The organism is Chitinophaga sp. Ak27 (assembly GCF_012726295.1).
Classification (GTDB): domain Bacteria; phylum Bacteroidota; class Bacteroidia; order Chitinophagales; family Chitinophagaceae; genus Chitinophaga.
The window spans coordinates 820,895-833,187 of sequence record NZ_JABAOB010000001.1 but is presented as its reverse complement, the minus strand read 5'-3'; the positions used below and the strand labels follow the sequence as shown (position 1 = coordinate 833,187).

The 12,293-nt window shown below is 47.3% G+C and carries 11 protein-coding genes; 10 read left to right on the top strand and 1 reads right to left on the bottom strand.

Translation table 11 applies throughout. The features are described 5' to 3' along the window. Positions 1–3 precede the first annotated feature (3 nt). From HGH90_RS03285 to HGH90_RS03260, 6 genes are all read left to right on the top strand, one after another. Positions 4–906, top strand: a complete 903-nt coding sequence (locus HGH90_RS03285; RefSeq protein WP_169190394.1) for a BPSS1187 family protein — start codon at positions 4–6, stop codon at positions 904–906. A 4-nt stretch (positions 907–910) separates the two neighbouring features. Next, on the top strand, positions 911–1,693 hold the full coding sequence (locus HGH90_RS03280) for a helix-turn-helix domain-containing protein (RefSeq protein WP_169190393.1): 783 nt from the start codon (positions 911–913) through the stop codon (positions 1,691–1,693). A 66-nt stretch (positions 1,694–1,759) separates the two neighbouring features. Further along, positions 1,760–2,701, top strand: a complete 942-nt coding sequence (locus HGH90_RS03275) for a S41 family peptidase (RefSeq protein WP_168763576.1) — start codon at positions 1,760–1,762, stop codon at positions 2,699–2,701. A gap of 388 nt (positions 2,702–3,089) precedes the next feature. Then, complete coding sequence (locus HGH90_RS03270) at positions 3,090–3,497, top strand: hypothetical protein (protein WP_169190392.1); 408 nt, start codon at positions 3,090–3,092, stop codon at positions 3,495–3,497. A gap of 23 nt (positions 3,498–3,520) precedes the next feature. Further along, a complete protein-coding gene (locus tag HGH90_RS03265) occupies positions 3,521–5,050 on the top strand; it encodes a DNA/RNA non-specific endonuclease (protein WP_169190391.1) in 1,530 nt (509 codons plus the stop codon). Positions 5,051–5,448: 398 nt separating this feature from the next. Then, positions 5,449–6,276 carry a glycosyltransferase family 2 protein gene (locus tag HGH90_RS03260; RefSeq protein WP_168763573.1) on the top strand — a complete coding sequence of 276 codons (828 nt, stop codon included), beginning with the start codon at positions 5,449–5,451 and terminating at the stop codon, positions 6,274–6,276. A 71-nt stretch (positions 6,277–6,347) separates the two neighbouring features. Here HGH90_RS03260 and HGH90_RS03255 read toward each other — a convergent pair whose 3' ends face one another. Beyond that, positions 6,348–8,171: an ABC transporter ATP-binding protein gene (locus tag HGH90_RS03255; RefSeq protein ID WP_169190390.1), complete on the bottom strand. Its 1,824-nt coding sequence runs from the start codon at positions 8,169–8,171 to the stop codon at positions 6,348–6,350. Between the two features lie 314 nt (positions 8,172–8,485). On the opposite strand from HGH90_RS03255, the gene HGH90_RS03250 reads away from it, so the two are divergent. From HGH90_RS03250 to HGH90_RS03235, 4 genes are all read left to right on the top strand, one after another. Next, entirely contained in the window at positions 8,486–9,142 is a 657-nt protein-coding gene (locus HGH90_RS03250; RefSeq protein WP_168763571.1) for a PIG-L deacetylase family protein, read from the top strand. Further along, positions 9,139–10,284 carry a glycosyltransferase family 4 protein gene (locus HGH90_RS03245; RefSeq protein ID WP_169190389.1) on the top strand — a complete coding sequence of 382 codons (1,146 nt, stop codon included), beginning with the start codon at positions 9,139–9,141 and terminating at the stop codon, positions 10,282–10,284. Before HGH90_RS03250 ends, HGH90_RS03245 begins: the two co-directional genes overlap by 4 nt. Before the next feature lie 2 nt (positions 10,285–10,286). Continuing rightward, a complete protein-coding gene (locus tag HGH90_RS03240) occupies positions 10,287–11,462 on the top strand; it encodes a glycoside hydrolase 100 family protein (RefSeq protein ID WP_169190388.1) in 1,176 nt (391 codons plus the stop codon). A 136-nt stretch (positions 11,463–11,598) separates the two neighbouring features. Next, positions 11,599–12,219 carry a hypothetical protein gene (locus tag HGH90_RS03235; RefSeq protein ID WP_169190387.1) on the top strand — a complete coding sequence of 207 codons (621 nt, stop codon included), beginning with the start codon at positions 11,599–11,601 and terminating at the stop codon, positions 12,217–12,219. Positions 12,220–12,293: the final 74 nt, after the last annotated feature.

Sequence of the window (12,293 nt, the reverse complement as noted above, 5' to 3'; positions counted from 1 at the left end):
GTTATGAGAATATCTAAAGCCACTGCTCTTCTTTTCGCAGCCTGGTTGCTGGCTGCTACAGCTTATGGGCAGATAAAAGTACAATTGATAGATCCTGCAGCTACGCAGGCGGGTATACAAACCATTCACTCTCCTCATATGGCGGTGCAGCCTGCGGCAGGTATTAATCAGCATCGGCTGCTACTGATGATCCCTGGTACCGGTGGGGCTGCGATACATATGCGTTCTTTCGACAGCTGTTTCGCCGCCATGGGATATTATGTGATCAGCCTGGATTATATGAATAATGTGATCACTACCGTTTGTTCCAAGAGCGAGGATAGTACCTGCTTTGATCATTTCAGAGAGGAAATTATGTTTGGAACACCCGTGAGTGATAAGGTAGTGGTAGATTCAATAAATAGTATTGTGCACCGCGTGACAGCGCTGTTGAAATATCTTGCGGAGAAGGATGCCGGTTGGAAAACGTTTTTAAAACAAGGGGCGCCAGCCTGGGATAAGATCATTGTCGCAGGACATTCACAGGGCGCCGGTCATGCTGCTTTCATGGGTAAGCATTTCCGGATGGGGGGTGTATTGCTGTTTTCCGGACCGCAGGATTACCTGCAGCAATTTCACCGGCCGGCTGGCTGGCAATGGGAACGTGGATTGACGCCGGTAGGGAGGTATTATGCTTTCCTGCATGTACGCGATCCCTATGTGTTCGACTTCCAGGCGCAGGATGTGGCGGCAGTTATTCGGCCCGCGGCCGCAGATACCATGATGGTGTATCCTGGTGTAACGGTGGCGGGTAAACGGCAGATACTGGTGACCGATATAGATCGTAAAGATACGCATGGCTCCACGCTGAGTAATGAATTTGTGCCTGTGTGGCGTTATATGATCAGCAACGCAATAAAAAAATAGGTTTATGCGGAAACTGGAAGCGGGGGTGTTTTTAGGAGAAGCGGACGGGGTGTTTCACCAGGAGGGCGTGATAGTAAGCAAGGCTGTTTACAGGCGGCCTCCTGCATACCAGGGTTGGCACTGTCATGAGCATCATCATTTAACGGTAGTAGTAAAAGGAGGGAATGTAGAGCATCGTTCCATTAAGGAGAAAGAGGTGCTGGCCGGGCAGGTGTTGTTTTATCATAGCGGGGAGTCGCATAAAAACAGCCATACCCAGTGTCCTTCCGTTAACATCAACCTGGAGATACCTGATAGCTTTTTAACCCATTATGGGTTATCATTCAGCGCGGTTAACCGTTTTCCGGAGCAACTGGAGCAAATGAAGTATGCGGTGCTAAAGGCGTATCAGGCGTGTAAGCTGGGAGATGCGGCGCTCATTCCATCCCTGTTATTGCCCGGGTTTACCGCGCCGCTGGTGCGTAAAACTGAAACGCCGCCCTGGGTATTGCAATTGAAAATGTTGTTGAACGACCGCTGGAATGAAACATTGTCGCTGCAGGAGATGTCTGTTATCCTGGGTATACACCCGGTGACTATTTCGCGGTATTTCCCAGTTTATTTTAACTGTTCGCTGGGAGAATATATGCGCAAGATAAAAATAGACCGGGCCATGGTGATGGTGCATACGCAGGAAGCATCGCTTACCGACATCGCTTATAGCTGCGGATTCTTCGACCAGAGCCACTTCATACGTACTTTCAAGTCTGTTACCGGTTTTTTGCCCCGCCGGTTCCAACAAATATAGCAGGCTAATTTTATACTATTTTGAGAACGGAGAACATCGGATCTTTGGCAGATAAATTTTATAGGTATGAAAAGATTTATCTGGCTGGGATTGTTCTGTATGCCCCTGCTGGTAAAGGCACAACAGGAGTTGGCCCCCAAAGAGGTAGCCCGGGCGGTGGACAGTGCTGCGGCCCTTATAAAACGTCATTATGTTTTTCCAGATAAAGGCGCCGCTATTGCCAATCATCTTAAAGCGCAATATAAGGCGGGTGCTTTTAATCATTTACCCAGCTGGAAAGCCTTTGACTCTATCGGTACTGCCATACTGCATCAGTTTAGCCAGGATGGCCACCTGTATATGCGCTACAGCCCAGAAAGGGTGAAGGGTATCCGTGCGCAGCGTGAGGAGAGCGGTGGTACGGACGATTTCTTTCACAGCCAGGAAGCGCGGGAGCGCAATTATGGTTTCCGCGAGGTGAAGGTATTAAAAGGTGATACCGGGTATATTAAGCTGGACCAGATTAATATTTCTGCCGAGAGTTTACCTGTATTACAGGCTGCCATGGCTTTTGTGCACCGTACCAAGGCGTTGATCATCGATTTGCGGGACAATGGTGGTGGAGGTAGTGAAATAGACCTGGTGTTCGAGGGTTGTTTTTTGCCGCCGGGCTTAACGTTGCTGGAGTCTTATGGTGGTAATGGGCCTGGAGAAGTAGATCGTACGGTGGCGGTAGATTCAGCCTATAGGTATAATGGTCCGTTGTATGTGTTGATTAATAAAAGGACCGCTTCTGCGGCCGAGGCGTTTGCTTATGTGATGCAGGCGCATCACCGGGCGAAGATCATTGGCCAGGCATCTGCGGGGGCAGCCAACCATAATGAGTTTTACGTGGTAAATGACCAGGTATTTATTTCTGTATCGGTGATGGCGGCGGTATTGCCGGGTACCCGGGATAACTGGGAGTTAAAAGGCGTACAGCCGGATGTAGTAACAGCGCCTGGCGAAGAAATGAATCATTTGCCCTAAAAGCGGCAATGTATAAAAAAGAAAGCCGGTTCTCAGTGTAGAACCGGCTTCTTTGTCATCACACACATCACTATCAAACTACACAGGAATGGTTTTAAGCATGGTTCCGTTTTCCTGAAAGCGGCTATGCCAGCTAAGGGCCTCCTGCAAGCCGTGGGGCATTTGGCCGTCGCTCTTGCAGGCATTGGAAAAGTATTTGTTCGGTGCGTCGCGATAGCTGGCGTGGACGCCGTTATTTTGCGGAAACAAAATTACGCTGCCTGCTGGTGGCGGATATGCGTTTTTGGGTCAATTCTTTGTTTGAACCGGCCAGCTCGTTATTGCGGGTATTTCGTTATATTAGAGGGAGAGTCTATTGATTTCACCATTATTAAATTCCCTTTTTTTTATGAAGCGTATTGTTCTCGCATTATCATGTGTTTGTTTTTTGGGTGTTTCCGGCGTAAAGGCACAGAGTATCCTGGATAAGGCCAAGCAGGCTACTGGTGCCGTACAAAGCCCTGCGTTGCCGGATGCAGGCAGTATATTAAGTCAACTTACGCCTGCACTGGGGTTAACCAATACGCAGCAACCCAAAGTACAAAGTTTGCTGACTACTTTTTTGAAGAAGAAAGCGGCTATACTGCCTTTGCAGCAAACTAACCCCAGCGCCTATACGTCGAAGTTTGGTGGTTTGAAGAGTGGACTTTTTTCCAAGTTGAAAACACTGCTTACGATCAGTCAATACACAAAGTTACTGGGATTGAAGCCGAAGACCAATGATGTAACGAACGTGTTGTCGCAACTTTTTTTCTAGTAGAAATTTTAAAGTAAAAGTTTATGGCAGCAAGCGAAACGCTAAGAGCGTTTCGCTTGCTGCTTTTTTCTATCTTCGCAGGCGTTCGTTACCATTCTATGCCAAAGAAGAGAAAGAAGCAGAAAAAGCAAAAGACACAAAGGAAGAACCAGGGCCTCAGTAGTATACTCATTATTGTTATATTGATACTGGCCGCATTCGCCGTTACTACCTGTTCCCGCAGAATTCCCGGAGATCCGGGCAAACCTGTGCATACTGCGAAGAAAAAATCTCACCGGAAAAAAAATAATAAATCAGCTACCCACACAGTACCATTATTAGCGGAGGATTTTGAAGCGGGCAATAAAACCAATTACAACAATGGTGTAGTGACTTTGTCGAGTGGCCCCTGGAAATTCAAGGATGCTGTTACAGGCGCCCTGGACGAAGATCATAAAACTGGCAGCCAGGCATTGCGTATCAGGGACAACGGGATGGCAGGGATGAACTTTGATATCGCAGTGAATGGTACTGTTACTGTATCGTTGAAGTATGCGCTCTATGGAGCCGATGAAAGCGGAAGTTGGGAGTTATGGGCGTCTGTGAACCGGGGACAAAGTTATGTTCGTATAGGTGTGCCTGTAACCGTTACTGCTACTACATTGCGCAGTGCTGTCTTCACTGCTGCTACCAGCACAGGGACCATTCGTTTTGATATCCGGAAAACGGATAAAGGGAGTAGCAGGATCAACTTTGACGTGTTCCGGGTAACTGCCGGTGGCCAGTTGACACCGGACGCGAAGCCTGTCAGCACGGTTAGTGGCGACGATGATAATATGTTGCTGGGGAATCCCAGTGGCGCTACAAGTTCACTGGTAATGGCCAACAATTACCTGATGGATAAGGGTTATTACAAGCTTTCTTATAATCGCGACCGGGGTACGCCGAATTGGGTGTGCTGGCATGTGTCGCGTAAGGACCTGGGGCCTATGTCGCGCGCAAATGATTTCAGGCCGGATGCTGATTTGCCGGTTGATTGGTACCAGGTAACGCAATCGAGCTATATGGGGAGCGGCTTTGATAGGGGACATAATTGCCCTTCCGGCGACCGCACTGCATCACGTGAGGCCAACGAGGCAACGTTCCTGATGACAAATATGATCCCCCAGGCGCCTAATCACAATCAGCATTTGTGGAAGAACCTGGAAGACTATACGCGGGAGCTGGTAATGGATGGTAATGAGGTGTATGTAATCATGGGTAGCTATGGCAGTGGGGGAGTTGGCAGTAAGGGATTGACCAAATCAATAGACCATAGCAATATCGTAGTGCCCGATCATATATGGAAAATATTGGTGATATTACCGGAAGGAAACAACGACCTGCAACGTATTAATAAGCATACCCGGATCATTGCCGTAAATACGCCCAATAAAAATGAGGTAAATACGAGATGGTCAGCTTACCTGACTACAGTGGATGATATTGAACGGGTTACTCATTACAAATTGTTAGACAAAATACCAGTAGCGGCAAGGCAGGAACTGATAAAAAAAATTGATACAGGGGAATAGCGGGTTTTCATGACCTAAAAAATATTATGTTGTTATGGTAATTATGTTATAAATTGCATAAAATTATTATGTTTTTCCATTCCAACATTTTTAGCCTTAGAAAACTCATGATAAATTTCAGAAAAGGCCAAACTGGCATAATTTTATTGAAAGTACCGTCGGAATGTAACTTATTGAATCCTTGGAACGTTATTAGTAATTACAAGCTAACTTGAAAATATAACTAGCCGATTTATTACAGCATTAAACCTACAATGTTAATTATATGCAACGCATGACTGGATACAACTATGCAGTGGAAAAAGCTCAGGACATAAAATAATGAAGGTAGGACGGCGTTATATGCTACAGAGATAGCGATGTGAGTATTTTAAATATTAATTTTATATCTAATCTATATGGGTGAAAGAGTGTCGGTGGCCTTACTGATAACAACGTATAACTGGCCTGAAGCGTTAAAGTTGGTACTTGATAGTGTTTTGGTACAAACTGTTTTCCCTGATGAAATCATCATTGCAGATGATGGATCAGGGGCTCCTACCAAGGCTGTTGTGGATGCGTTCAGGAAAAAGACCAATATTCCGGTCAAGCACTTCTGGCACCCTGATGAGGGTTTCCGCAAAACGCTCATCCTTAATCAGGCCATCACCGGTACCTCTTCCAATTACATTATACAGATTGACGGAGATATTGTTTTGCATGAGCTTTTTATACAGGATCATATCAGCGAGGCCGAGCGGGGATATTATATCCGGGGAAGCCGGGTACTGTTGCAGGAGAGGATCACCAGGCGTTGTATCCGCAATGGTAGTTTTGAACCTGTGTATACCCTTAGCAGCGATGTACGTAATAAATTTAACTCCCTTCGTATTCCATTCCTTTCTTATTTACTGATCAGGAGGACCAGCCGGTCGAGGAACTGGATTGGTTGCAATTGTGCGTTCTGGAAAGAGGACTTTATGAAAGTGAATGGCTATAATAATGAACTGTCGGGCTGGGGCCATGAAGATATTGAATTAGCAGCGCGTTTCATTAACTCCGGGCTGCGTCAGAAAAGAGTAAAACTAAAGGCGGTGTGCTACCACTTGTATCACCCTTATAATGACCGGGGGCAGGAAACGATTAACTACCGGGTGTACCTGGATACCTTGCATCGTGGAATTGCCTACTGCGCTAATGGTTATCACCGGCATCACCACCATCATCAGCATCAGTTGACCGATTAAAAAAAGATATTGATAAAAAAACGGATGTAGCCACAAGGTTACATCCGTTTTTTTATGCGTTATAGTTGCGCTTATGAGTTGGCAAATGTCTGCATATCTATCAGGCGTTTGTAAATACCGTTATTTTCCAGCAATTGGGTATGCGTGCCTTGTTCTGCTACGCGACCATCATCCAGTACAATAATAAGATCGGCATTTTGTATAGTGCTGAGTCGGTGGGCAATCACCAGGGAGGTGCGGTTGAGCATCAGGTTATTCAGCGCTTCCTGTACGAGTTTTTCAGATTCTGTATCCAGTGCAGATGTAGCTTCGTCGAGCAGCATCAGTGGCGGGTTAGAGAGTACGGCCCGGGCAATACAAATACGTTGACGCTGGCCACCGGAAAGCTTGGAGCCTTTGTCGCCGATATTTGTCTGGTAACCATTTTCTGTATTAAGAATGAAATCATGCGCATTGGCAATCCTCGCGGCGGCTTCAACTTCAGCGGCAGTAGCATCCGGTTTTGCGAAGGCGATGTTATTGAAAATTGTATCGTTGAAGAGGATAGACTCCTGGTTTACCACGCCCAACAGAGATCGGAGAGACTCCATGGTAACGGCTTTCAGATTTTTCCCATCTATCGTTATATTTCCTGATTGCGGGTCCATAAACCGGGGAATTAAATCCATTAATGTGGATTTGCCTCCACCGGAAGGGCCTACCAACGCCACCGAGGTGCCTTTGGGAATCGTAATATTTATATTGTCCAATATTTTTTTATCGCCGTAAGAAAATGATACATTTTCAAAGCGGATAGCATCATTAAAGCCCGTTAATACTTCTGCGCCTGGCAGGTTGTTGATCGCTGGTTTTTCATCGATCAGCTGCAACACCCTTTCGCCGGCAGCCACGCCAGAATGGATATTGCTGAATGCAGTGGATATCGCTTTAGCTGGGCGCATGATCTGGGAGAAGAGGGCAATATATACGATAAAGGTAGAACCGTCCATATTCCCCTGGTTATTGATAATAAGGGAACCACCATAAAATACGATGAAGGCCACCATCAAAACGCCCAGCGTTTCAGAAACGGGAGAAGCCAGTTGTTGCTTTTTAGCCATCGAGCGCGTAATCTTCGAATAGCGCCTGTTTTGCCCTTCGAAGCGGTCGGTAATAAACTTAACCGCATTAAAGGCTTTTACGATGCGGATACCATTCAGGGCCTCATCGAGGTAGCTGATCATGACGCCATAAGTTTCGTGGGAATTGGTAGCCTGTGTTTTTAACCGTTTTACAATCCTGGATATAACCAGGCCAGCCACCGGGATCACCAACATGGAGATCAGCGTGAGTTTATAAGAGATCAGGAACAGCATTACCAGGAAGGCTATCAGCTGGGCCGGCTCCTTGAATAATACCTGGAGCGTACCGGTAACAGAAAATTGTACAACCTGTACGTCTGACGCGATTTTAGAGATAATATCTCCTTTACGCTCATTGCTGAAATAACCCAGGTGCAGGTCCATTACATTGTTAAACACTCTTCTGCGGAGGTTCAGCAAAGTTTGAATGCGAAGGTTTTCCATGGTACGGTCGGCGAAGTAGCGGAACAGGTTGCCCAACAACACCGAGGTAGCAATGGTAATACACACAAACTTTAAGCTGGTCAGCCGCCCATATTCTACGGAGATAAGAGAGGTGTAGTGTTTGAATATCTCAAATAATTTGAAGTAATTATCCGGCATCGGAACCACTTCCGTTACCGGTACCTTACTAAACAAGGTGTCGAGCAAAGGTGCCAGCAGTGCGAGATTGAGGGTGCTGAATATAACAGACAGCAGCGTGCAAATAATATAGGGGAAAGCAAATTTATTAATAGGCTTCGCAAATGATAAAAGTCGGAAGTATGTCTTCATGTTTAAATAATAATCAATAATGATTGGAACGGTGCATAAAAAAAACCGCATCGTTGCTGATGCGGTTCCTTAAGTTTTAATTTCCTATTTATCAATAACTTAAAGAATTATTTTTCGAACACACATTCAAGCCTGCAGATCACCAGTAAATACTGCCATCAAGCCCCAAAAATAACCCTTTTGCCTCAATTGTCAAAAGATTTACGTGCCGGGCGGCAATTTCCGCTGATGTGTTTTTTGCTAGTCTTGTTAGCCTGCGTAAGTTTCTGTAACTTTAAATACCCCTATTTATCCTCCATTAAATTCAAATAGCCATGCATCCGGAACCCCCTACAGTCCTTAAAAAGAAGGCTGCCATTGTGGTAGCTCATCCTGATGACGAAACGTTATGGGCCGGTGGAACGATCCTTTTCCATCCGCAATGGGATTGGACCGTGGCAGGGCTTTGCCGGGCCAGCGACCCTGACCGCGCGCCAAAATTTTTCAAAGTATTACAGGCATTAGGCGCTCAGGGTGCGTTGGGAGATATGGAAGACGGACCAGAACAGACGCCGTTACCGGAGGCCGAAGTAGAACACCAGGTGTTGTCTTTGTTGCCCGTTCAACCTTACGATCTTATTATCACACATCATCCGCAGGGAGAATATACCCGGCACCGGCGTCATGAAGAAGTGAGCCGGGCAGTGATTGCCTTGTGGGCGGCAGGAAAATTGGAAACAACTGAACTATGGGTATTTGCTTATGAAGACGGGCAGCGTACGTATTACCCGGAAGCAGTGCCGGAAGCTACCATTTATCATGTACTGGAGAAAGAGATCTGGCAACGGAAATATGCGTTGATGACTGACACATATGGTTTTAGGAAAGACAGCTGGGAAGCAGCCACCACGCCTTTGGCAGAAGCATTCTGGTGTTTTCATCACCCTCAGGAAGCCCTGCGGTGGCTTCATACCTTATCGGCATCGTCATGAGAATACTTTTGTTGTACGATTATCCGCCAGCCCCGGGGGGACTGGCCACACAAGGTAATTTATTGTACCAGGGTTTACTGGACATCGGCGTAGAAGCACAAGCCGTGCATTACGATTCGCCTTTGGAAAAGGAGTGGTATTACCAATGGTTTAAACCAGACATCGTATTGGGTGTTGGTTACTGGGGATATACCCCACAGCTGGTGCTGCATCCTCAGCAGTTTGGTTTGCAGCCGGTACCCTGGCTGGTAGCAGATGGGTACATCGCAAACTACCAGGATGTATTAAACCAGTTGCCGCTGATATTGGTTACCTCCCAGTGGGTAAAGGAAATGTATATACGTGATGGCATCCGTGGTGATCACATCGTAGTATTGCCGGTAGGATGCAATACCGACGTGTTTACACCCTTGCCCAAAGAGCATCCCAGGGTGAGCGCTGTTCGCGCTTCATTGGGAGTAAAGCCGGACGAGCTAATGTTGTTGACCGTAGGAGGAGATGCCTGTTCCAAAGGGGCCAGGGAGGTAATGCAGGCACTGGCAGGATTAGCCGACGCCGTGCCCTCCAACTGGAAATATATTTGTAAAGTATGGCCGCAGCCACGTACCCGGCTACAAAATGAGCTGGATATGGAGCTGGCGCGACAGCTGGGCCTGGAGCACAAAATACAATATGTGACCAGCATCGTATCCCGGAATTACATGCCCTACCTGCTCAACGCCTGCGACTTGTACGTAGGGCCGTCGAGGTTAGAGGGCTTCGGCATGCCGCAGGTGGAGGCTGGCGCCTGTGGCAAGGCGGTGATCGGCATTCACGCCATGGGTATGTTGGACACATTAGTACATGAAGAAACGGCCCTGATGGCTGAAGTAGCCGAGCAAATTGTAGTGACTGAAGTCATCCTGGGACTGGAGTCTGGTTACCCGGAAAATCATAAAGTAGTATTTGGCACACCACGCACGGTAGACTACCGTGCAGACATCAACGATATCCGTACACATTTGCAACGATTAATGAATGATGCCACCTACCGGAGTCAACTAGGACAGGCAGCGCGGCAGCGGGTGACCTCCAAATTTGATTACCGTACCGTGGCCCGGCAATTTGTACAGATACTGAAAGAGAAACTTAATATTCATTGAATATGGAAGCTGCTAACTGGTTAACGATCGACGCGGCAAGAGATGCTGCCCTGCAGGTATTACTGCATAATGTAAATGGCCCGTTTCATGGTTTGCCCCGCACCGCGGGCTGGGGCTACCCCGAGCCATATACGAGGGATTTGTTGCTGTCATTTTTCGGTGTGGCCGTAACGGGGAATGAAGTATTGATCAAAAGTATTAAGCGGGTACTGGAAACGCTGGCAAAAAACCAGACACGGCATGGACATATTGCCTCGCTGGTACATGACAAAGAAGACCTGGGTTCCAGCGATAGCACACCTTTATTCCTGCTGGTGGCAGGCATGTACCGGCAGCTTTCCGGCAATACCACTTTCCTGGAAGAAGCGGTGAGCAGGTCGCTCACCTGGATGGAATACCAGACGCCGTCTGACCGCTACCTGGTGGCACAGCAGCCTACCAGCGACTGGCGGGATGAGCAATGGGTATTAGGTTATGGACTATTCGTAAACACTCTGGTGTATAGTTACCTCCGGATATTAGGTCATCATGAGCGGGCAGCGAAAGTAAAGCAAGACATGGGAAGATTTACCATCACCGCCGGCGTACAACACCGGCATGTACATGAAGGACTGATGGTGAAGTATAAGCCCTACTATGCTATGTGGTCGTATAAAGTATTGAGCAGCGAGCGGTTCGACCTGCTGGGCAACAGCCTGGCGATTCTTTCCGGCATAGCGCCGCCTACGCGTGCGGCTGAAATGGTAGCCTGGATTGAAGAAGAATGTACCGCGCTGATGAACAGCGGGCAGCTGGCCGTAAAACTTCCGCCTAACTTCTTCCCCTATACGAAACCCGGGGATTACGACTGGCATGAGCGATATGCTATCTTCAACCAGCCGGGAGAATATCATAATGGCGGCATCTGGCCGTTTATCTGTGGCTTTTATATCGCGGCACTGGTGGCCGCCAAAAAATACCGGCTGGCCGAGGAGAAGCTGATGGAACTGACGCGGATAGTGACGATCAGCAACAGCGGTACCGTGCAATTTGGATTTAACGAGTGGCTTAAAGCGCAGGATGGAAGCGCCAAAGGGCAGGAGTGGCAAACCTGGAGCGCGTCACTATACCTGTATGCAGTGAAATGTGTAGCAGAGAGGCGGACGCCTTTTTTTGAAGAGATCAGGATGGCGGGATAGGAATGGCTTTAATCCTTTCCGTATTGAAGAGGCACCATCCAACTAGATAACTATGTGTAACTAATTCCCTTCATAATTACTTCCAGCCCCTATCTTTGCAACCTAATCCCTTTTTTGTGTTTTTAAACCGATGAAAATGAGTCGTTTTACATCCCTGTATCTGTTGGCGTTTTCCCTGCTAACCCTTAGTGCCTGTGGCAGTCTTGAAATGGCGCATCCCGATGGGCCTACGCCGGTAAATCCCCCTGGTACACCTTCTGGTGGTGGTAGTAAGAGTAAAGTAGAAGGTACCTGGAGCTTTGTGGGCGCCATGAATTATAGTGTGGCTTCTTCTTCCCAGCAGGGAATGACAGCTGTTATGACTTGTTCGTACAAGACTGTCGATAACCAGGGTGATATTGTTTTTGATGGTAAGAATATGATTGTCAAAAATGTGGGTTACACCTTAGATGGAAGTATCAGATCCGTTTTATCTGAGGGTAGCACCGTACTCAATGATATGACTATGCCGCTGGGTATGGCCCAGCCTCCTTATAATGCTACGGCGCCCTACAAGCAGCTGGATGATAATACGCTTTACATGGAGAAAGGAGTTATCCAGGATGTTTCAGGTATGATTGGTGCCGAATCAAGCGGCGGAGCTGCTAAAATATCCTGGGGGGGAGATACGCTGATACTGACCGTAGATCTGGCGCAGGTAAATTCGCCGGGTACAAAGGTCTCCGGCTCTCAGGTAATCAAGTGCCTGAAGAAGTAACTTGTGTAGCATATATCACAAAAAAGAGAGGGGCCAATAGCCCCTCTCTTTTTTGCCCCAATAATTTTTCTGGT

Excerpts from the sequence above, each read along its gene's own strand:
- HGH90_RS03260 (WP_168763573.1), top strand. The coding sequence starts at position 5,449 with ATGGGTGAAAGAGTGTCGGTGGCCTTACTGATAACAACGTATAACTGG.
- HGH90_RS03280 (WP_169190393.1), top strand. The coding sequence starts at position 911 with ATGCGGAAACTGGAAGCGGGGGTGTTTTTAGGAGAAGCGGACGGGGTG.
- HGH90_RS03255 (WP_169190390.1), bottom strand. The coding sequence starts at position 8,171 with ATGAAGACATACTTCCGACTTTTATCATTTGCGAAGCCTATTAATAAA.
- HGH90_RS03245 (WP_169190389.1), top strand. The coding sequence starts at position 9,139 with ATGAGAATACTTTTGTTGTACGATTATCCGCCAGCCCCGGGGGGACTG.
- HGH90_RS03270 (WP_169190392.1), top strand. The coding sequence starts at position 3,090 with ATGAAGCGTATTGTTCTCGCATTATCATGTGTTTGTTTTTTGGGTGTT.
- HGH90_RS03250 (WP_168763571.1), top strand. The coding sequence starts at position 8,486 with ATGCATCCGGAACCCCCTACAGTCCTTAAAAAGAAGGCTGCCATTGTG.
- HGH90_RS03235 (WP_169190387.1), top strand. The coding sequence starts at position 11,599 with ATGAGTCGTTTTACATCCCTGTATCTGTTGGCGTTTTCCCTGCTAACC.
- HGH90_RS03265 (WP_169190391.1), top strand. The coding sequence starts at position 3,521 with ATGGCAGCAAGCGAAACGCTAAGAGCGTTTCGCTTGCTGCTTTTTTCT.
- HGH90_RS03275 (WP_168763576.1), top strand. The coding sequence starts at position 1,760 with ATGAAAAGATTTATCTGGCTGGGATTGTTCTGTATGCCCCTGCTGGTA.
- HGH90_RS03285 (WP_169190394.1), top strand. The coding sequence starts at position 4 with ATGAGAATATCTAAAGCCACTGCTCTTCTTTTCGCAGCCTGGTTGCTG.
- HGH90_RS03240 (WP_169190388.1), top strand. The coding sequence starts at position 10,287 with ATGGAAGCTGCTAACTGGTTAACGATCGACGCGGCAAGAGATGCTGCC.